The 21,007-nt window shown below is 64.8% G+C and carries 19 protein-coding genes and 1 riboswitch; of the genes, 9 read left to right on the top strand and 10 right to left on the bottom strand.

The features are described from left to right. Positions 1-70: 70 nt before the first annotated feature. Together FA87_RS20680 and FA87_RS06785 are read right to left on the bottom strand one after the other, a co-directional pair. The gene (locus FA87_RS20680; protein WP_156128510.1) at positions 71-223 is read right to left on the bottom strand and encodes a hypothetical protein; all 153 of its coding nucleotides are present in this window, start codon (positions 221-223) and stop codon (positions 71-73) included. Positions 224-720: 497 nt separating this feature from the next. After that, a complete protein-coding gene (locus FA87_RS06785) occupies positions 721-975 on the bottom strand; it encodes a hypothetical protein (RefSeq protein ID WP_043693292.1) in 255 nt (84 codons plus the stop codon). 478 nt (positions 976-1,453) lie between these two features. Between FA87_RS06785 and katG the strand changes: the two genes are divergently transcribed. Further along, positions 1,454-3,706, top strand: coding sequence for a catalase/peroxidase HPI (gene katG, locus FA87_RS06780; protein WP_036114203.1), 2,253 nt, complete (start codon positions 1,454-1,456; stop codon positions 3,704-3,706). 145 nt (positions 3,707-3,851) lie between these two features. Continuing rightward, positions 3,852-4,373, top strand: a complete 522-nt coding sequence (locus tag FA87_RS06775; protein WP_043693289.1) for a YcxB family protein — start codon at positions 3,852-3,854, stop codon at positions 4,371-4,373. A gap of 41 nt (positions 4,374-4,414) precedes the next feature. Here the strand turns inward: FA87_RS06775 and FA87_RS06770 are convergent, their stop codons facing one another. Together FA87_RS06770 and FA87_RS06765 are read right to left on the bottom strand one after the other, a co-directional pair. Next, entirely contained in the window at positions 4,415-4,795 is a 381-nt protein-coding gene (locus FA87_RS06770; protein ID WP_052191195.1) for a DUF6869 domain-containing protein, read from the bottom strand. Between the two features lies 1 nt (position 4,796). Beyond that, positions 4,797-5,363: a TetR/AcrR family transcriptional regulator gene (locus FA87_RS06765; RefSeq protein ID WP_239709003.1), complete on the bottom strand. Its 567-nt coding sequence runs from the start codon at positions 5,361-5,363 to the stop codon at positions 4,797-4,799. Between the two features lie 147 nt (positions 5,364-5,510). Here FA87_RS06765 and FA87_RS06760 point away from each other — a divergent pair, with 147 nt between their 5' ends. Further along, positions 5,511-6,245, top strand: a complete 735-nt coding sequence (locus FA87_RS06760) for an SDR family oxidoreductase (RefSeq protein ID WP_043693287.1) — start codon at positions 5,511-5,513, stop codon at positions 6,243-6,245. A gap of 20 nt (positions 6,246-6,265) precedes the next feature. On the opposite strand, the gene FA87_RS06755 is transcribed toward FA87_RS06760, so the two are convergent. Further along, entirely contained in the window at positions 6,266-7,399 is a 1,134-nt protein-coding gene (locus tag FA87_RS06755; RefSeq protein WP_043693284.1) for an NAD(P)/FAD-dependent oxidoreductase, read from the bottom strand. Between the two features lie 82 nt (positions 7,400-7,481). On the opposite strand from FA87_RS06755, the gene FA87_RS06750 reads away from it, so the two are divergent. Then, positions 7,482-8,204 (top strand): TetR family transcriptional regulator, encoded by a 723-nt coding sequence (locus FA87_RS06750; RefSeq protein WP_043693282.1) that lies wholly within the window; start codon positions 7,482-7,484, stop codon positions 8,202-8,204. Here FA87_RS06750 and FA87_RS06745 read toward each other — a convergent pair. Further along, a complete protein-coding gene (locus FA87_RS06745) occupies positions 8,161-9,072 on the bottom strand; it encodes a LysR family transcriptional regulator (protein WP_043693279.1) in 912 nt (303 codons plus the stop codon). The two genes, FA87_RS06750 and FA87_RS06745, sit on opposite strands and share 44 nt — an antisense overlap. Before the next feature lie 192 nt (positions 9,073-9,264). Then, positions 9,265-9,359, top strand: a riboswitch (glycine riboswitch). A 42-nt stretch (positions 9,360-9,401) separates the two neighbouring features. Here FA87_RS06745 and gcvP point away from each other — a divergent pair. From gcvP to FA87_RS06725, 4 genes are all read left to right on the top strand, one after another. After that, positions 9,402-12,272, top strand: coding sequence for an aminomethyl-transferring glycine dehydrogenase (gene gcvP / locus FA87_RS06740; protein ID WP_043693276.1), 2,871 nt, complete (start codon positions 9,402-9,404; stop codon positions 12,270-12,272). Between the two features lie 162 nt (positions 12,273-12,434). Beyond that, positions 12,435-13,100, top strand: a complete 666-nt coding sequence (locus FA87_RS06735) for a carbonic anhydrase (protein WP_036114222.1) — start codon at positions 12,435-12,437, stop codon at positions 13,098-13,100. After that, positions 13,097-13,975, top strand: a complete 879-nt coding sequence (locus tag FA87_RS06730; RefSeq protein ID WP_052191194.1) for a bestrophin family ion channel — start codon at positions 13,097-13,099, stop codon at positions 13,973-13,975. The genes FA87_RS06735 and FA87_RS06730 overlap by 4 nt, the downstream gene beginning before the upstream one ends. Before the next feature lie 93 nt (positions 13,976-14,068). After that, positions 14,069-16,477, top strand: a complete 2,409-nt coding sequence (locus FA87_RS06725; RefSeq protein WP_239709001.1) for a GH92 family glycosyl hydrolase — start codon at positions 14,069-14,071, stop codon at positions 16,475-16,477. Positions 16,478-16,543: 66 nt separating this feature from the next. Here FA87_RS06725 and FA87_RS06720 read toward each other — a convergent pair whose 3' ends face one another. The 4 genes from FA87_RS06720 to FA87_RS06705 form a co-directional block, all read right to left on the bottom strand. Continuing rightward, on the bottom strand, positions 16,544-18,865 hold the full coding sequence (locus tag FA87_RS06720; RefSeq protein ID WP_081996499.1) for a heavy metal translocating P-type ATPase: 2,322 nt from the start codon (positions 18,863-18,865) through the stop codon (positions 16,544-16,546). Then, positions 18,862-19,278: a heavy metal-responsive transcriptional regulator gene (locus tag FA87_RS06715; protein WP_036114224.1), complete on the bottom strand. Its 417-nt coding sequence runs from the start codon at positions 19,276-19,278 to the stop codon at positions 18,862-18,864. The genes FA87_RS06720 and FA87_RS06715 overlap by 4 nt, the downstream gene beginning before the upstream one ends. Positions 19,279-19,346: 68 nt before the next feature. Further along, positions 19,347-19,988, bottom strand: coding sequence for a DUF1109 domain-containing protein (locus FA87_RS06710; RefSeq protein ID WP_043693273.1), 642 nt, complete (start codon positions 19,986-19,988; stop codon positions 19,347-19,349). Further along, the gene (locus tag FA87_RS06705) at positions 19,985-20,548 is read right to left on the bottom strand and encodes a sigma-70 family RNA polymerase sigma factor (RefSeq protein ID WP_036114244.1); all 564 of its coding nucleotides are present in this window, start codon (positions 20,546-20,548) and stop codon (positions 19,985-19,987) included. Before FA87_RS06705 ends, FA87_RS06710 begins: the two co-directional genes overlap by 4 nt. Before the next feature lie 188 nt (positions 20,549-20,736). On the opposite strand from FA87_RS06705, the gene FA87_RS06700 reads away from it, so the two are divergent. Then, a complete protein-coding gene (locus FA87_RS06700; RefSeq protein ID WP_043693269.1) occupies positions 20,737-21,006 on the top strand; it encodes a DUF2282 domain-containing protein in 270 nt (89 codons plus the stop codon). Position 21,007: the final 1 nt, after the last annotated feature.

Below are 21,007 nucleotides of genomic sequence, written 5' to 3'. Positions count from 1 at the left end.
GGTCAAGGCGCTCCTATGGCGCGCCCTTCAATACCTGCCTGGACCGATCCTCCGCGTGCCGCTGGGATAATCAAGCCCGGGATCGTCGCCAGTCGCCCTTGATGGCGATCACTGCGAACAGAAGCAGTGTAATTCCGATCCTCGATGCAAGCGCAAGGGCGTAGTGCAGCCCGGGATCGATCAGCCGCGAAAGCGCAATCATGAGCGCGGTGTACACCAGCATGGTCACCCACCCCTGCCAGCTGCGAGGACCGATTCCCCAGCCAAATCGCTTCTTCCCGAACCAATACGTCCGATCAGCCTTCATGCCTGGCGCCCCAAGGTTTTGTGCCGCTCAATGTACGCCGGCATGATCGCAAGAACTTGTCGACTTACGTGACGAACCGGCAAAGCACACTAGCCTTGTGACGTTCCCGGCTATGATCCGATCCACACCCCACGAGGTATCAAGGATGACCGCTCGTTTATCACCCCGATTCGCTCTTTGGCGCGCTGGTGCCTTCTTCGGCATTCTCGCGGCAGCCGGCATCATCATCTTCGTTCCCGCCGGACTTCGCGAAGCGGGAGTCCACGTGGCGAAAGCGTGGGGACTCGATCAGTGGGCCGCGCCGCTTTGTCTGTTGGGTGCGATACCCGGCGCGGTAATCGCAGATCGAATCCGAACGAACCGAACCACCGCAGGTAGCTCGTAGGCACCTCGCATGGGATGCGTAGCGACTTCTATGATTCACTCCGCTCGATAAACAAAACGTGCCCAGGAAAGTGCTCTCGAATGGTGACCAGCTCGTCATCAATTCCGGCTCCGTCTAGCGGATCGAGTCGACGCGTCATGATCGTCAGATCGAGGCCCTGACGCCGAAGCTCCGACACCTCCGCCGGATCGGCGACACCGCCGTTGAGCCATATCGAAGCATGGCCCGCTGCCACATGGCGCCAGCGATCCCAGCCCTCTAGCGTCAACACAAAGACAATCATGGCGCGCTCCTATGGGTCGGACCACTAGACGCGACACCTCGTCGGGCACCTCGTCGAGGGTTCCTACCGGCGCCGTGCTCCCCTTGCCGGGAACGCGCAGCGAAACCGCCCCCGAAACTGACAGGATCACCTGCCACAATCTTTTCTGTGCCTTCGTAGTCCACTCTTGTGCCCCGCAGCAGAATGACGATAGTCCGACTCTATGGGTTCGATAGATTCAATCAGTTTCCGAACGCATCACGGCCAAGCGTACACTCCGACGAGGTCTTCCACAGGTTCGCGTCATGCCTACCAGCCAACGCGCCCCATTTGTTGCATCCAGTGCCCTTTGCATGCGGGCCAACGATGCTCTGGTCGACCCTCCGGCAGTCACGCTGCCCAACATCGTTGTCCCTCCGGCGCTCCGCGTCGGAACTCCGTGCAAGCCTGACACCCCGTAACGCCAGCATTTGGGACCTGTCCCAAGGAGAAAGAGCGCATGACCAATGAAGCCAAGTGCCCGTTCAACCATACCGCCGGCGGCGGTACGACCAATCGCGATTGGTGGCCCAAACAATTACGTGTCGACCTGCTGGCCCAGCATTCGAACAAGTCCAATCCCCTGGGTGAGCAGTTCAATTACGCCGAAGCGTTCAAGAGCCTCGATCTGGCGGCGGTCAAGGCCGACCTGACCAAGCTGATGACCGACTCGCAGGACTGGTGGCCCGCCGACTTCGGTCATTACGGCGGCTTGTTCATCCGCATGGCCTGGCACAGCGCCGGTACCTACCGCGTCGGCGACGGCCGTGGCGGCGGCGGTCGCGGTCAGCAGCGTTTTGCGCCGCTGAACAGCTGGCCCGATAACGTCAGCCTGGACAAGGCGCGCCGTCTGCTGTGGCCGATCAAGCAGAAGTATGGCCAGAAGATTTCCTGGGCGGATCTCTACATCCTGACCGGAAACGTCGCTCTGGAGAGCATGGGCTTCAAGACCTTCGGCTATGCCGGCGGCCGCGAAGACACCTGGGAACCCGACCAGGACGTGTACTGGGGTAACGAGAAAACCTGGCTGGGTGGCGACGTCCGCTACGGCAAGGGTGCCGCGGGTAAGGACGACGATGGCGGCGTCCTGGTCGCCGACGCCGAGAAGCACGGTGAAGAACAGAGCCGCACCGATGGCGGCCGCAACCTTGAGAGCCCGCTCAGCGCGGTGCAGATGGGCCTCATCTACGTGAACCCGGAAGGTCCGGACGGCAATCCCGATCCGGCCGCGGCTGCGCACGACATCCGCGAAACCTTCGGCCGCATGGCCATGAACGACGAGGAGACCGTCGCGCTGATCGCTGGCGGTCACACCTTCGGCAAGACGCACGGCGCCGGCCCGGCCGATAACGTCGGTCCCGAGCCGGAAGGTTCCGACATTGAAAATCAGGGCTTCGGCTGGAAGAGCAGCTTCGGCAGCGGCAAGGGCGCGGATACCATCACCAGCGGCCTCGAGGTCACCTGGACCAGCACCCCGACCAAGTGGGGCAACGGCTTTTTCGAGAACCTGTTCGGTCACGAGTGGGAGCTGACGAAGAGCCCGGCCGGCGCCCATCAGTGGATCGCGAAGGACGCCGAGGAGACCATCCCGCACGCCTTCGATCCGTCGAAGAAGCAGCGTCCGACGATGCTGACCACCGACCTCTCGCTGCGTGTGGACCCGGCGTACGAAAAGATCTCCCGCCGTTTCCTGGAAAATCCGGACCAGTTCGCCGACGCGTTCGCCCGCGCGTGGTTCAAGCTGACCCACCGCGATATGGGACCCCGCGCCCGTTACCTGGGGCCGGAAGTGCCGGCCGAGGTGCTCGACTGGCAGGATCCGATTCCGGCGGTCGATCACCCGCTCATCGGCGAGTCCGACCTGGGCGCGCTGAAGGAGAAGATCCTTGCGTCGGGTCTGACCGTTGCCGAACTGGTCACCACGGCCTGGGCTTCCGCGTCCACCTTCCGAGGCTCCGACAAGCGCGGCGGTGCTAACGGCGCGCGCATTCGCCTGGCACCGCAGAAAGACTGGGAAGCCAACCAGCCCGAACAGCTCGCCAAGGTGCTGAACGTCCTCGAAGGCATCAAGAAGGACTCGGATGCCGCAGGCAAGAAAGTCTCCATCGCCGATCTCATCGTGCTGGCGGGTAACGCCGGCATCGAAAAGGCCGCGAAGGATGCGGGTCACGCCGTAACCGTGCCCTTCTCCCCCGGTCGTGGCGATGCCACACAGGACCAGACGGATGTCGAATCCGTGGGCGCGCTCGAGCCGAAGGCCGATGGCTTCCGCAATTACCTCAAGCGCAAGTGGCGTGTACCCGCCGAAGCCCTTCTGATCGACAAGGCCCAGTTGCTGACCTTGACCGCGCCGGAGATGACCGTGCTGGTCGGTGGCCTTCGCGCGCTGGGTGTGCGCTCAGGTAACGACAAGCATGGCGAGTTCACGTCCAGGCCGGGCACGCTCACGAACGACTTCTTCCGCAACCTGCTCGACATGGGTACGGAATGGAGAGCGATGTCATCGGCACAGGATGTGTTTGAAGGCGTCGATCGCAAGTCGGGCGAGCGCAAGTTCACCGGTACGCGTGTCGACCTGATCTTCGGCTCGCATGCGCAGTTGCGTGCGATTGCCGAGGTGTATGCGACGGAAGATGCGCAGGCGAAGTTCGTGAAGGACTTCGTGGCGGCATGGACCAAGGTGATGAATCTGGATCGCTTCGATCTGAAGTAAGCGGGATACGTTTGCCGTTTTACCCGAAAGCCGCCGGGACCAACGTCCCGTCGGCTTTCTTTTTTTACCATCCACCCAGCTCTTGACACGAAGGGTGCCGGCACGAAGACTCGGCCCACGGTCTTACACAGCGTCAAGGGGATCCATGGAAAGGAATTTCGACGAAAGCCAGTCCGAACGCGTCACCATCAATGCCACCCGGACATTCTCACGCACATTCCTCGTCATGGTGCAGCTCTGGTTTTCTGGAGCGTCCGGGTATATCAATATCGCCGTACTCGCCGGCGTCATGACATTCGCGTTCCACCAACCGTCGCACTGGGGCACCGCCGCAGCGGGCGGCTTTGCATGGGTCGCCATCATGCTGCCGATCCTCTTCGCCTACCAGGCGTGGAAGATCGTCCGACTCTCCAGGAAAGGCGGCCCGCTTCAGTTCGAACTGGATGCCGAGGGCCTCGTATGCAACAACAGGTCGCTTACTACGCAGATCAAGTGGCCGGCCATCGTGCGAGTCCGGACGACCAAGCGAACTATTTTCTTCTACGTTTCAAAAAATGCTGCCTGGTTCATCGATCGCCGAGACTTGAAAAATGGCGATGAGCAGGTCATTGCGGAACTTGCCGCCGCGCATGGTTTTGCGATGACGCGTAAAGCGCGCGCTGCCTGACGTGCTCGATGCCGTGAAGCTGGCTGTCGCGCACTAGCCGCTCAGAACGTCGTCCGCGCGCAAGCGCGCTCTACCCGGGCCCATACGTCAGGCGAACTGCTTTCCCATACACCATTCAGCAACTCACGAAACGCTGGGTCCTGCCGCGCCCGTATCTCGATGCGGTCGATGAAGTCCGCCCCGCGATAGTGGATCAGGTCCTCCAAAGGACCGGCGGCGAGCATCCCCAGAACCTCCTTGGGAGGCGATTTCGCCAGAATGTGCAGAATGACGTTCCATATGTCATCGCCAGGCGTGTCTGTGTCGTGGAATCGTTCGATCGACCACCACAGAGGATGATCCTCCTGAAATCGCGCAGGGTCCTGCACACCCTCGATGTATGCCGTCGCCCAGCTTTCGAGTTCCGCATCGCTCATCGTCATATCAGGCTCTCCTGGATACCGCCATCAGATAGGCGCGACACATGATCGGCAGCTGCGCCCTCAGCATCGCCAGCGAAGACACCGGCGCTTCCTTCTCCAGCACTTCGCGTACCGTTCCTACGAGAATCGTACGCACGGCAAACGTCACCGTCGGCAGGTCGTCGAAGTGGGCGTCGGCCGCGCTGGCAAGCAGCCGCTCGATCGCCTGGTCGGCGCGGCGGACGATGTCGTCGATCAGGTCATCGGTGTCGAGTTCGGCAGCCACCGTGTACAGCACACGCGAACCGGGCATGTGGCGCAGCTTTGCTTCGAGATAGGCGTGCACGAGACCATCGGCCATGTCGCTCAGTGGCGCACCCTCCAGCTGCATGCACGCCTTTTCGGTCGCGATCACCACCTCATACAGGTACTGCTCCAGCACCGCGTACAGCAGCGCCTCCTTGTGCGGGAAGTACTGGTACATCGTGCCCACCGACACCCCTGCCCGCTCGGCCACCCGCGTAGTGGTCAGCTTGACGAGGCCGTCGGACAGCAAAACCTGAAACGTCGCCTCGAAAATCGCCGCCACCGTCGCGGTCGAGCGGGCCTGACGCGGGGTTTTACGCGGCTTGAGGGGGTCTGAAGGGACAACGGCCATATGCGAATGTAAAAACCGAAGGATGATTCATAAATTAACTCATAGCGCCACCCGCCACCTAATCCAGAAGGAAACGCCATGAGCAACACCGATCGACGCATCTCCCTCATCACCGGTGCCAACAAGGGTATCGGTCTCGAAATCGCCCGCCAGCTCGGCAAGGCCGGCCATCGCATCCTGCTAGGCGCCCGTGACACCGGCCGTGGCCAGCAGGCCGCCAAAACGCTCAGCGACGAAGGCATCGACGTCCGTTTCGTCTCGCTCGATCTCGGGAGCCCGGCATCGATCAAGGCAGCCGCGGCGGATATCGAAGCCAACGAAGGCCGTCTGGACGTCCTCGTGAACAATGCTGGCGTCGCCGTGCAAGGCGACGGCAACACCAGCACCGCGACGATGGACGCCGTGCGCACCACTTTCGAGACGAATTTCTTCGGGACGGTGGAAGTCACCCAGGCTCTGTTGCCGCTGGTGAAGAAGTCCGCCTCGGGGCGCATCGTCAACATCTCGAGCGGCCTCGGCTCCATCGCGCTGAATGCCGATCCGACGTGGGACTATGCCGCGGTCAAGCTGATCGGCTACAACGCGTCGAAAGCCGCGCTGAACATGTTCACCGTGATCCTCGCCGATGAGCTGAAGGACACCGGGATCAAGGTCAACGTCGTCAATCCCGGTTACACCGCAACGGACCTCAACGGCAACAGTGGCCATCAGACCGTGGCCGAGGGTGCGCAGGAAGCCGTGCGAGTCGCGCTGCTTCCCGACGATGGCCCGACCGGCGCGTTCACCAGCAAGGAAGGTCCGGATCCGTGGTGAGCGCCAAGCTCGCGAGGTAATCAGGTCGCGGACGGGATCTGCGTAAACATCTCGACGAGGCTGTGCGGGGCACGCTCGCCGAAACAGATGTCGAGGAGTTCGTCCGCGTCCGCCGCCGCCGAGGCGCTGCGTGGAAACAGCGTCGCCTCGTATGCGGCAAGCGCCGCCTCGATGTCGCCGGGATGAGCCACGATGGCTTCAGCCAGTTCCGCGCCATCCCACATCGCCAGATTGGCGCCCTCACCCGAGGGCGCCATCAGGTGGGCGGCGTCGCCGAGCAAGGTCACCCCGGGAACGCGATCCCAACGATGATCGCCCGGTAAGGCATGGATGATGCGGAGGACGGGCGCCGTTTCACCATCGGTAATCAGCGCGGTGAGCCCCGATGCCCAGCCGTCGAATTCCAGGGCCACGCGAGCCCTTGCTGCCGCCGGATCGGAGACGTCGATCTCGGCCATCCAGGCTTCGGATCGCCTGAGCGCCACATAGGTATGAAGCGCGCCATCCGGCTCCCGGTGCGCAAGGATGCCTTTGCCAGGCATCGCGGCAAACATGGCGCCACCACCAACCGCATCCACTGCCGCCTTGTGGCGCTCGTCGCTGTCGTAGAGGTAGGTCTCGACATACGACATGCCCACGTAGGCCGGCCTGGCATCCGACAGCAACGAACGCACCTTCGACCAAGCGCCGTCGGCACCGACGAGAAGGTCGGTCGTCACGCTCGAGCCGTCGACGAAGGTCAGGCGATGCTGCGCACCTCCCGCTGGCGATGCACTGACAAGCTTGCGCCCCCACTGAATGACGCCATCCGGCAGCGACTCGATCAGCATGCGGCGAAGCTCGCCACGAGGCACTTCCGGGCGGCCACCGGTGCCGTCATCCGGCTCGTCGAACAGGACGCGACCGTCCGCGTCGAGCACGCGCGTTTGCTGACCGCCAGAGTGAACGAGCCCCTGAAAGGCATCGAAGAGACCTGCCGCCCTGATTGCCCGCTGACCATCGCGTTCGTGGATGTCGAGCATGCCACCCTGCGTACGTGCCGTCGCCGAGGCCTCTGCCTCGAACACCGTCGACGCGACGCCATGGACGTGGAGAACGCGCGCCAGCATCAAGCCGCCAAGACCGGCACCAACGATCGCTATGGGGGTATGCATTGTGGGAAGACCTTGCGGGAGGGCTTATGGAACGTCGTTCCAATCATCTTGGAACGACGTTCCATCCATGTCAAGATGGCTCATGGTCAAGAAAGCTGCCCCCGCCCCGCGCCGTGAAGACTCCCTCTCCCGGGACCGCATCGTCGACGTGGCTATCGAACTCCTCGACGCCGAGGGTGAGAGCGGTTTGACGTTTCGCGCTCTGGCGGGGCGGCTCGCCACGGGCCCGGGCGCGATCTACTGGCACGTCGCTAACAAAGGCGAGTTGCTGACAGCCGCGTGCGACGCGATCGTCAGCCGGACGATGACTATCGCAGTGGCTGGCGAGTCGCCGGAAACCGACATCCGCGCGCTGGCTCTCGGGCTCTTCGACGCCATCGACGCGCATCCATGGGTGGGCTCCGCGCTCACGCGCGCGCCCGGGCAGCTGCCTGCCGTTCGCATACTCGAAGGACTCGGCCAGGCCCTCTGCGCGCTTGACGTTCCGGCCGAGAGGCAGTGGCCGACGGTGTCGGCATTGCTGAGTTACATCCTCGGCGTGGCGGGACAGAACGCGGCCAATGCGCATGTCGGCAGAACGCTGGGGACGGACCGCCTGGCCTTCCTGTCGAGTGTCGCTGCGACCTGGTCCGAGCTCGACGAAGAGGCCTTTCCGTTTGTGCGGAGTATGGCGGGGCCTCTGCGTGAGCATGACGATCGCGCGGATTTTCTGGCGGGGATCGATCTGATTCTTGGCGGGGTCCGCGGACGAAGGGGCGTGATCAGGGAGGAAGTAAGTCCGTGCGCTCACGCACCAGATCGATGAAGGCACGGAGGCCAGCGGACATATGCCGGTGCGCGGGGTAGTACACCGCGAGACCAGGGAAGCCGGGGCTCCAGTCGTCGAGAACACTTACCAGATGGCCAGCGGCGAGATGCTCGGGAACGCCCGGGCCATTGCTCCACGTCCACGCCAGGCCGAAGCCGTCGACGGCGGCCGCAACCATCAGATTGTGATTGTCCAGGCCAAGCGGACCGTCAACCTCGATACGCCGCTGCTCGCCGCGCTTCTCGAACTCCCAGCGGTAGATCGTCCCGCTCGGCAGGCGGCCCCGGATGCAGACGTGCTTCGTGAGGTCGTCCGGAACCTTCGGCTTGCCGTGGGTTTTGAAGTACGCCGGTGAGCCGACCACGATCAGCCGCAGCTTGTCCGAGCAGCGCACGGCGACCATATCCTGCGGCACGTCGTCAGCCAGACGAAGACCCGCATCGAAACCCTCCGCCGCGATGTCGATGAATCGTCCCTCGGTATTGAGGTCGAGGCGCATCTCCGGATAGCGGCGCAGGTACTCGAGGATGACCGGCTCGAGGATCATGGCCGCGCCGCCTTCCGCCGCACTGATCCGCAGCGTCCCGGTCGGGCTGTCCCGGAAGGCGTTGGCGGCCTCCATCGCGGCGGATATCTCGCCCAGTGCCGGGCGCACCCGTGCCACGAACTGCTCCCCGGCTTCGGACAACGACACGCTGCGGGTCGTCCGGTTGAACAGGCGGACGCCCATGCGTTGCTCCAGGGCCGCGACCGCGTGGCTCAACGCCGACGGGGACATGCCCAGGGCCACGGCGGCCCGTCGGAAGTTCTGGTGGCTGGCCACCGCCAGTACCGCCTGAAGTTCGATCAGCCCGGCCTTGTGCATTGTTCGGGATTCCGCATCGATGGGTGCCGGATAAGCCTGATTGACGGGATGGCCGGGTGCAAGTGAAAACCGTCATCTTCGGCCCCGCCTCTGTATAATCGTGCCCAGCAACACCCGGTGGGAGAAGCGGAAGGACCCGCTGCCGAAGGCGCAACGCCCGTAATCGCTCAGGCTCCCATGACCACCGGCGTGCTTCATCACTCTGGAGAGACCGGTTAGATCCGGCGCCGAAGGTGCAAGAGGCCATCCGCCTCCAAACTCTCAGGCAAAAGGACAGAGGGGCGCCCCACGTGCCGGCACGGCACGTTCTTTCGGATGCCTCCAAAGTCATGAGCCAGAAAAACTCTCCTTCGCTGCGCGAGCTCGAGAACCATGGCGCGTTCATCGAGCGCCACATCGGCCCGAATGACGCCGAGATCGCCGAGATGCTCGCCGTGGTCGGCCACGCCGACCTCGATGCGCTGACGGACGCCATCGTCCCCGGCTCGATCAAGTCGCCCGCCCCGCTGTCGCTGCCCGCAGCGGTGACCGAGGAAGAGGCGCTGGCCAAGATCCGCGCGATCGCCGACCGCAACACCGTCTTCCGCAGCTTCATCGGCCAGGGCTACTACGGCACGCTCACGCCGAACGTCATCCTGCGCAACGTGCTCGAGAACCCGGCGTGGTACACGGCCTATACGCCGTACCAGGCGGAGATCTCGCAGGGCCGCATGGAGGCGCTGATCAACTTCCAGACCATGGTCACCGACCTGACCGGCATGGACATCTCGAACGCGTCGCTGCTCGACGAGGCCACCGCCGCGGCCGAAGCGATGACGCTGGCCAAGCGCTCGGCCAAGTCGAAGTCGAACGTCTTCTTCGTCTCGAAGGACGTCCATCCGCAGACCCTCGAAGTGCTGCGCACGCGTGCCGACGGAATCGGCATCGAGCTGCAGGTCGGTGACGACAGCGAAGGTACGACGGTCGACAGCTTCGGCGTGCTGCTGCAGTACCCGAACACCTTTGGTCGCATCAACGATTACAAGGCGCTCGCCGACGCGACCCACGCGCGCGGTGCCATCATCTGCGTCGCCACCGACCTGCTCGCCCTCACGCTGATCGCTTCACCGGGCAGCTGGGGTGCGGACATCGTCGTCGGCAACACGCAGCGCTTTGGCGTGCCGTACGGTTTCGGCGGCCCGCACGCCGCGTACCTCGCCTGCCGCGATGCGTACAAGCGCTCGATGCCGGGTCGCCTGATCGGCGTCTCCGTCGACACCGAGGGCAAGCCGGCGTACCGCCTCACCCTGCAGACCCGCGAGCAGCACATTCGCCGCGAAAAGGCCACGTCCAACATCTGTACCGCGCAGGTGCTGCTTGCCGTCATGGCCAGCATGTATGCGGTGTACCACGGTCCGGAAGGCCTCGTCCGCATCGCCCGCCGCACGCATCGTCTCACCGCGATCCTCGCCGGTGCGCTCGGCAAGGCCGGCGTTGCCGTCGGTGGCGACTTCTTCGACACGCTGCATGTGACCGGAGTCGACGCGAAGGCGCTGCACGCCAAGGCCGCAGCCGCCGACCTCAACCTGCGCGCGATCGACGCGAACAGCGTCGGCATCAGCCTCGACGAGACCACCACGCGTGCGGACATCGCCGCGCTGGCCGGCGTGTTCGGTGCGAGCGTGAACGACATCGACGCACTCGATGCCGCGACCGACGACGCGCTGCCGGGCGCCCTGCTGCGTGATGTCGACTTCCTGCAGCACCCGGTGTTCAACACGCACCACAGCGAGCACGAGTTGCTTCGCTACCTGCGCGGCCTGGCCGACAAGGATCTCGCGCTGGATCGCACCATGATCCCGCTGGGCTCCTGCACCATGAAGCTCAACGCCACCGCCGAGATGATCCCGGTGACGTGGCCGGAGTTCGCCAACATCCATCCGCTGGCCCCGGCCAGTCAGGCGCAGGGTTACAAGCAGCTGATCGACGAGCTCGAGGCGATGCTGGTCGAGTGCACCGGTTACGACTCCGTCAGCCTGCAGCCGAACTCCGGCGCCCAGGGTGAATACGCCGGCCTGCTCGCGATCCGCGCGTACCACCGCTCGCGTGGCGAAGGCCATCGCGACATCTGCCTGATCCCGGAATCCGCGCACGGCACCAACCCGGCGTCCGCGCAGATGTGCGGCATGACCGTCGTGGTCACGCGCTGCGATGCCAACGGCAACGTCGATGTCGACGACATCCGCGCCAAGGCGGAGAAGTATTCGGATCGCCTCGCCGCGATCATGATCACCTATCCGTCCACGCATGGCGTGTTCGAGGAAGACGTGGTCGCCATCTGCGACGTCGTGCACAAGCACGGCGGCCAGGTGTACACCGACGGCGCCAACATGAATGCGCTGGTCGGCGTGGCCAAGCCGGGCAAGTGGGGTTCGGACGTCTCGCACCTCAACCTGCACAAGACCTTCTGCATTCCGCACGGCGGTGGCGGCCCGGGCGTCGGCCCGTGCGCGGTCAAGTCGCACCTCGCGCCGTTCCTGCCGCGTGCCTTCGGCGCCGAGGGCGACGTGGGCATGGTCAGCGCGGCCACCTTCGGCTCCGCGTCGATCCTGCCGATCTCGTGGATGTACATCACGCTGATGGGCACCGAAGGCCTGCGCAAGGCGACCCAGGTCGCGCTGCTCAACGCCAACTACATCGCGAAGCGCCTCGCTCCGCATTACAAGACGCTGTACACGGGTCGTAACGGCCTGGTCGCGCACGAGTGCATTCTCGATCTGCGTCCGCTCAAGGACGTCACGGGCGTGGGCGCGGAAGACGTGGCCAAGCGCCTCATCGACTTTGGCTTCCACGCACCGACCCTGTCGTTCCCGGTCGCGGGCACGCTGATGGTCGAACCGACCGAAAGCGAGTCTCAGCATGAGCTGGACCGTTTCATCGACGCCATGATCCAGATCCGTGAAGAGATCGCCGCGGTGGAAGATGGCCGTCTGGATCGCGAGGACAACCCGCTGCGCAATGCCCCGCATACGGCTGCCATGGTCACCGGCACCGAGTGGACGCACGCCTATCCGCGTGAGCTGGCCGCGTTCCCGCTGCCCTCGCTGAAACTCAGCAAGTACTGGCCGCCGGTGTCGCGCGTGGACAACGTCTACGGCGACAAGAACGTGATGTGTGCCTGCATCCCCATCGATGCCTACAAGGAAGATGCGGAGGTTTGAGGCTTTCGCTGCTGAAAGCGTTCAGGGCGGGAGCCATCGCCAGCAGGCTGGCTCCCGAATCCCTCGCTCCATACCCCCGCGAATCCCTTCGGCCATGCTTTGTCTTAAACTGGAAACCTGACCGCCGCACCTCCGCAGCGGCGCACTTTCCAAGGTAAGCGCATGACTCAGGAAACTCTTCGCGACCAAAGCCTCCTCGGCCTCCTCAGGGGCGTCGAGGACTTCAGCGCCAACGTCTTCCCCGAGACGCAGGAGCTCTTCAGCGAGCTGGCCGAAGGCCAGAGCCCGCACACCTTGTTCATCACCTGCGCGGATTCACGCGTGGTCCCGGAGATGATCACCCAGACCCAGCCAGGGGATCTCTTCGTCTGCCGCAACATCGGCAACATCGTGCCCGGCTACGGCGAAATGCTCGGTGGCGTGTCCGCCGTGGTCGAATTCGCGGTCGCCGTCCTGCATGTCCGTCATGTCGTGATCTGCGGTCATAGCGACTGCGGCGCCATGAAGGGCCTGCTCAACCCGGACTCCACCCGGACGCTGCCTACGGTCGAGGCCTGGCTACGCAACGCGGCCGCCGCCAAGAGCGCGGTGTTCGCACGCCAGATAGAGGGCCCTGCCCTGCTCAACGCCGTGACCCAGGAAAACGTCCGCCTCCAGCTGGCCCATCTGCGCACGCATCCGGCGGTCACCGCCGCGCTCGCCAACAAGGCGATCACGTTGCAGGGCTGGGTGTACGACATCGGCGACGGTACCGTTTCGGTGCTCGACCAGGCACACGACGAGTTCATCCCGCTGGCCGAGGCGATCAAGCGGGAACACAAGGCGTGATCCTGCCGGGGCGGGCGCACCTGGGCCACATCCTGCGTTACGTGGGCAAGCCGTTGATCTGGCTGCTTGCGTGGGATGTGGCGGTCACCGCCTTCTGGTACGTGATGCATCCGCGGCTCACGGCGGAGTTTCCCGCCCTGCCGCTCACTCTGCTCGGCTCGGCCGTCGCGGTGTACCTCAGCTTCCGCAACACCACGGCGTACGCGCGCTGGTGGGAAGCGCGCACCCTCTGGGGAGCGATGGTCAACGCCTCGCGGACACTCGCCCGCGAGGCGGTCACGCTCCTGCCGGACCGCGGCATGGGCGTCACGGTCGCGCATCGACAGATCGCCTATGTGCACGCGCTGCGCATGCATCTGCGTCGACAGGCGCCGTGGGACGAACTCGCGGCGCGGCTGCCGGCGGAGGAAGTCGAACGACTGCGCGGCGTCCTCAACGTGCCTAACGCGATCCATGCGCGCACCGCGGCGCTCATTGCCGACACCCGCCCCGATCCGATCATTCAGGCGGCCTTCGCGCGGACGCTGTCGGACATCTCCAACGCTCAGGGTGGCATGGAGCGGATCAAGAACACGCCTCTGCCGCAGCAGTACGCGACCTACCCGGCCATCTTCACGCACGGTTTCTGCATCTTGCTGCCCCTCGGCCTGGTCGAGACGCTGGGCCTGCTGACACCGCTCGGCTCGACGGTCGCGGGCTTCCTCTTCCTCGCCCTGCTGCAGATCGGCAACGATATGCAGAACCCCTTCGAGAACCTCGAAGACGACGTGCCACTCACCACGCTCACCCGCGGCATCGAGATCGACCTGCGCGACTCGCTCGGCGAAACGCATGGGCTGAAGCCCGTGCAGCCGAACGACGGGATTCTCTGGTAGCGATTGCTGCGCTGCATCCATGACGCCTGGCACACGACCCGGCCTCCGATTCGGATTTCAATCGATATAAATACCGGTCCCGGAGATCTGCCCTTGCGCGCGATTCGCCCGTTCGTCCTTGCCGCCGCCGTTCTGCCGGCCGCTGTCGCCGCCGCTTCCGGCCCCGCCGACCTCGTCAACCCACTGATCGGCACCACCAACGGCGGCAACGTCTTCCCGGGCGCCGTCGTGCCGTTCGGCATGCTGCAGTTCAGTCCCGAGGCCTCGCCGTTGCCGGGCAAGAAGGCCCCGATCGCCGCACCGGGGGGTTACGAATATCGCGCCGATGCGATTCGCGGTTTCAGCCTGACCAACGTCGAAGGCTGGGGTTGTGCGGGTGGCTCGGGCGATGTACCGATCATGCCGATCACCGGGGACGTGACGACCTCACCCAGCACCGACTTCCGCCATGCGTACGCATCGAAGTTCAGCCACGACCATGAGACGGCTAAAGCGGGCCAGTATCGCGTAACGCTCGATAACGGCGTCACCGCCGATCTCACCGCCGCGCTGCACAGCGGTGCCGCACGCTTCTCCTTCCCCGCCGAGAAGCCGGCCAACGTGCTCGTGCGCGCGTCCGATTCGGAGGTCGGTTCGGAGAACGCGGACGTCGTGGTCGACAAGGCGAACCGTCGCATCAGCGGCTCGGTCACCAGCGGTAACTTTTGCGGCTATATCGACAAGGCGGACCGCCACAGCTACTACACGATTCATTACGTCATCGAGTTCGACCAGCCGTTCGCCAGCACGGGCACGTGGAAGGACACCGCCGTGACCAAGGGCGGCACAAAGAGCGAAGGCGGCTCGGGCTACGGTGAAAAGGGCTTCCCTGCCGAGGGCAAAGGCTCCGGCGCATGGGTCGGTTTCGCCAGGGGCACGAAGGACGTGAACCTGCGCGTCGGCATCTCTTACGTCAGCGCGGCGAACGCGCAAGCCAACCTCGATGCTGAAGTACCGAAAGGCACTTCGTTCGATACCGTACGCGATAACGCGATCGCCACGTGGAACAAGCAGCTGTCACGCATCGACATCGAAGGTGGCACGCCGGACCAGCGCACCGTGTTCTACACCGCGCTGTACCACGCATCGATGACGCCGAACGTCTTCAGCGATACCAATGGCGAGTACATGGGTTTCGATCAACAGGTGCATAAGGTTTCCGGCACGCAGAAAGCGCAGTACGCGAATTTCTCCGGCTGGGACGTGTACCGCTCGCAGCTGCCGCTGGTGACCTGGCTCGACCCGAAGACCGGCAGCGACATCGCGCAAAGCCTCTACAACCAGGCGCAGCAGAACAAGGGCGTCTGGGACCGCTGGACGCATAACAACGGCGCGACGCACGTCATGAACGGCGATCCCGCCGCGCCGTCGATCGCCGGCATCTACGCGTTCGGTGGCAGGGACTTCGACGTCAAGGGCGCCTTTGCCTCGCTCGTGCATGCCGCAGACAACCCGACTGAACTGGACAAGTCGATGGATGGGTGTCCGGTCGAGTGCGTCGGCCAGCGCCCGGGTCTCGAATCGTGGCTCAAGCTGCACTACATCCCCGTGGGCGCACCGTCGTGGGGGCCCGCCGCGGATACGCTCGAAATCGTCGCCGCCGAGTTCGCCCTCAGCGCCCTGTCCGACCGGCTCGGCGACAAGGCCACTTCCACGCGTTTCCTGGACCGAGCCCAGTACTGGCGCAACCTGTTCGATCCGAAGGCCGCTCCGGACGGCGGCTACATCCGCAACCGCAACGCCGACGGCAGCTGGGCGCTGGTGAAGGATGATGACGACAAGGGGGCCCACGCGTTCACGCCATCCACGGAAGACGGCTTCGTCGAAGGCAGCGCCGCGCAATACGTGTGGATGGTGCCGTTCAACGTGCACGGCCTGTTCGACGCGATGGGTGGCATGGACAAGGCGCGCAAACGTCTGGACAACTATTTCTATCAGCCCGATGGCACCTTCGCGGTCACGAAGTCCGGGCCGCTGCATGCGGAGCTCGACAACGAGCCGTCGATCGGTGGTCCCTGGCTTTACAACTACGCCGGCCAGCCATGGAAGACACAGGAGCTGGTGCGCCGCGTCCTCGATACGATCTGGGTCAACGGTCCGAACGGCATCCCCGGCAATGACGACCTGGGCGAGATGTCTTCGTGGTATGTGTTTGCGGCGTTGGGCATCTACCCGAATATCCCGGGACGCGCGGAGTTCATCGTGGGCAGCCCGATTTTCACGAAGGCCACCGTGCATCGCGAAGGCGGCGATGTGGTGATCGAAGCGCCGAATGCGGGCGCGGGCAAGCCGTATGTCACGGGGCTGAAAGTCGACGGGAAGACGACGCCCCGCTCATGGCTGCCGGAGTCGTTCGCGACCGGCGGCGGCAAGCTCGAGTTCGACCTGTCGGACAAGCCGAACAAGAGCTGGGCGAGCAAGGCATCGGACGCCCCGCCGTCGTTCGACACCAGGAAGCACTGATTATGTAGGAGCGCGCCTGCGCGCGACGGGGTCTGCTGCAGCCCCTATCGCGCGCAAGACGCGCTCCTACAAAGTGCTGTGGCGCAGGCGTAGTGCGTTCGCTACCACCGACACCGAGCTCAGACTCATCGCCAGTGCGGCGATCATCGGTGACAGCGTCAACCCGAACACCGGGTACAACACGCCAGCCGCTACCGGCACACCTACCGCGTTGTAGACGAACGCGAAGAACAGGTTCTGCCGGATGTTTTTCACGGTCGCATCCGACAGAGCGCGAGCACGGGCGATGCCGGCGAGGTCGCCCTTCAGCAGCGTAACCGAAGCGTTCTCGATGGCGATATCGCTGCCATTGCCCATGCCGATACCGATATCGGCCACCGCCAGCGCCGGGGCATCGTTCACACCGTCGCCCGCCATGGCCACGACGGCACCGTTTGCCTTCAGCGACGCCACGATGCGTGCCTTGTCTTCCGGCGATGCGCCGGCGTGTACGTCATCGATTGGCAACGAGGCTGCTACCGCTTTCGCGGTGGCCGCATTATCGCCCGTCAGCATCACCAGCTTGACGCCGGCCTCATGCAAGGCCTCGAGCGCCGGCTTCGTCGACGGCTTGACCGCGTCCGAGAAGGAAAAAACCCCCGCCAGTCGTCCATCGATCGCGAGGTACATCGCGGTGGCGCCCCTTGCACGTGCTTTCGAAGCCACGTCATGCGCGGCACCGAGTTCGACACGCTCGTTTTCCATTAGCCGGCCGTTGCCTACGGCTACATCGCGGCCCTCGACGCGACCGCTCACGCCGCGCCCCACGTAGACCTGGAATCCCGACACGGCGGCGATGGTTACGCCCTCCCCTTCCGCCGCCGCGACGATAGCCGCCGCCAGCGGATGCTCGCTGGGACGCTCGACGGCAGCGGCCATTGCCAACGCGGTGGCACGATCGACCCCGAACGTACGCACATCGGCCAGCGTCGGCTTGCCTTCGGTCAGCGTGCCGGTCTTGTCGAAGACCAGCGTGTCGATATCCCGCAGCCGCTCGATCGCTCCGGCATCGCGAAACAGCACGCCCGCCTGGGCACCACGACCGCTCGCCACCATGATCGACATCGGCGTCGCAAGGCCGAGGGCGCAGGGACACGCGATGATGAGAACCGAGACGGCCGCCACCAGTGCATGCGTCAACGCTGGCTGCGGGCCCACCCACCACCAGGCCGCGAACGCCAGGATCGCGGCGACGACGACGAGCGGGACGAACCACGCCGCCACCTTGTCCGCGACGCGCTGCGACGGCGCGCGCGAGCGTTGCGCTTCGGCGACCATCGCCACGATGCGAGATAAGACCGTGTCCGTACCGACATGATCGACGCGCATCGTCAGTGCGCCGTGCTGGTTCTGCGTGCCGCCGGTCAGCCGGTCATGCGCATGCTTGGCCACGGGCATCGCCTCGCCCGTAAGCATGGCTTCATCGACGTGGCTCTCGCCATCCAGCACGGTGCCGTCGACCGGTACTTTCTCGCCCGGACGCACGCGAAGCGTGTCACCGACGCGCAGGGCATCGATCGCGACATCCTCTTCGTGGCCATCGCTGCCGACGCGACGTGCCGTCTTCGGCACGAGACCCAATAAACCTCGCAGCGCTTCGCCGGTGCGCCGACGGGCGCCCAGCTCGAGGAAGTCACCCAGCGTCACCAGTGTCACGATCACGGCCGCGGATTCGAAATAGACCGCGACCTGCCCATGCATGTCGCGCATGGCCGGGGGAAACTTGCCGGGGAGAAGAAAAGCGATCGTGCTGTAAAGCCAGGCGACGCCCGTACCCAGCGCGATCAACGTATACATGTTCGGCGACCACGGCTTGAGCGACCGCCAGCCACGGACGAAAAACGGCGCGCCGCCCCACAGCACCACGACCGTCGCCAGGATCGCCTCGACCCAGCCGAGGATCGCCGCCCACGGCTGATGCCATGCCTGCCCCGCAAGATGCGGAATCATGGCGATCAGGAACACGGGCACCGTCAAGGCGACAAGCAGCGCCAGCCGACGGCCCATCGAGCGCACCTCACCGTCGTCGTCATCCAGGCTCGGCATCGCCGGCTCAAGCGCCATGCCGCACTTCGGGCATGAGCCCGGGCCCTCCTGCCGCACGTCCGGGTGCATGGGACAGGTGTAGATCGTCCCGGCGGGCGCAGGTGCCGCCGGGGTCTTCGGGCCGAGGAAGGCCATCGGGTCGGCGGCGAATCGTTCGCGGCAGCGGCCGCAGCAGAAGTGATACTCCTGGCCGTCATGCGTCGCGTGGTGTGCGGTCTTTGCAGGATCTACCGTCATGCCGCACACGGGATCGATCGCGGTCGCCGGCTCGGCGGCCGCGTGGTGCGCGCAGCAGGAACTCATGCGTTCGGCTCCGCCAGCGCCTTGAGGATGGGACAGTCTTCAGGCGCACCGTGTCCCGGGCACGCCTCGACCAGTTCAGAGAGGCCATCGCGGACACGCTGGAGTTCGGCGATGCGCTCGTCGATGGCCTGAAGGCGCGCTGCGGCGCGTTCGCGGACGCCCACGACACCGCCGTGGCGGTCGGCCGAGAGGGCCAGCAGTTCGCGGATTTCCTCGAGGGTGAAGCCAAGGTCCTTCGCTCGACGGATGAAGCGCAGGCGGGACACCGCACCCTGGTCGTATTCACGGTAACCCGAGGGGCGGCGCTTCGGCTCGGGAAGGAGGCCTTCCCGCTCGTAGAACCGAATGGTGTCGATGGCGACGCCCGCGCTCTGCGCGATGCGGCCGATGGTGAGGGAGCTTTGGCTGGTCATGGGATAAGTCTAGACCCTTTATCCAGGTCCAGAGTCAAGCGATTGGGCTCATGGGGCGACCACCCCACCTACCAACGCAAAACCCGCGGCCCGAGCAGCGCACCCAGCGCCGCGGGCACCAGCATCCCAAGCAAATACCAGACCGACCAGAACGGCGGCGCCATTTCCGGGCAATGCAGGCAGTAGGCAACGGCGGAGGTCGCACCAGCCAGCAATCCCGCAGCGGCTCCCGCCAGGCGCAGCCGCACGGGCGCCATGCCGCGCACAGCCCACAACATCGCGGCAAACGGCGGTATGGACAGGACGGCGATGATGATCGAGCACACCTTCCAGGTATGACCGAGCAACAACGGCACGCGGGCATCGACATCCGAGCCGGCGAGCACGATGCCTGCGGCGATCCAGGCGATCACGGCCGGTATCACGACGGCGGTCCATCCCGCACCCACCGACACGCCCGGACGCGACAGCCGGAGCGTCACGAGCAGGGCACCGCCGCCGAGGGCCACCGCAAATCCGAGCCGGAACCAGAAGACCGGCATGGAGACCACCTCGCCGAGATCCGGACGGATCCCCAGAAAGACCGCCATCAACACCGTGGCTGACGACAATCCGATGAGGATGGCTACCGCGAAGCGCCAGGGCGGGACACGCCGATCGACCGGTGTCGTCTGGCTTGCCAGCAGGGAGATCAGATCGTCGGTCTTCATGTCAGGCCTCGAATGCGCGTGGCGAGGGCCTTGAGGCCGCGGTGTATGCCGACTTTGACCGCCGATTCGGACAGTCCGCTGCGAGACGCGGCTTCGGCCACGGACAAGCCCTGAAGCTTGACCAGTTCGATCGGAAGGCGATGGCGCTCAGGCAGGGTGACCAGTAACTCGCCGAGATCGCGCCTTGCTTCAGCCGGCTCCAGGTCGACGGTACCGAAGAGGTTATCGTCTTCCCAGAGGGGCTCGTGCAATGCCTCGCGTCGCGCGTGCGCGCGAAAGAAATCCATCAGCTTGTACCGGGTAATGGCATAGACCCAGGCCGTCAGTGACTGATCGTCCTGATAGGTGTGCCGTGCGTTATGAATGGCCAGCAGGGCCTCCTGCAGTACGTCCTCGACATCGGCCGGAGCCTTCGGCAGTCGGCGACGCAGGTACGCACGCAAGTGCGACGACAGCCTGCCGAGGAAAAGGCGGTACTGCGCGGCATCACCGCTCAGCCCTTGCAGGAAACACCAGCGCAGTTCGACCTCGGCGGAGGTGGTGGCGTCATTATCGGACATCGTCCCGCCTGTGATCACCCGAACACGGGCATCGCGGAGTGTAACGCTGGAGGTAACGGGAGTTCATAGTCACTATTCGCGTCCGCGCCCCATCCGGTTACACCTCGCGATGTCCGGGTGTAACCAGCGGGCCCTTTCGAGCGAATTCTCCTGTACCGGACGCCGTGTCCGGATCCAAGGAGACCGCCATGAACCATCGCCACATCGCTTCCCTCGCCCTGACCTTCGCCGCCCTGACCGCCGGTGTCGCTCACGCCGACGCCGCCAAACCCGCCGTCGAAAAATGCTGGGGTGTCGCCAAGGCCGGCCAGAACGACTGTGCCGCCGGCCCCGGTACGACCTGCGCTGGTACCGCGAAGGCGGATTATCAGAAGAACGCGTGGAAGAACGTCCCGGTCGGCACGTGTACCGCCATCAAGACCCCCAAGGGCAACGGCTCCCTGACCAAGGTCGGTTGAG

Source organism: Luteibacter sp. 9133, from assembly GCF_000800155.1.
Taxonomy (GTDB): Bacteria; Pseudomonadota; Gammaproteobacteria; order Xanthomonadales; family Rhodanobacteraceae; genus Luteibacter; species Luteibacter mycovicinus.
Note: the sequence above shows the minus strand (reverse complement) of the source record. Positions and strands in the feature narration are given on the sequence as shown.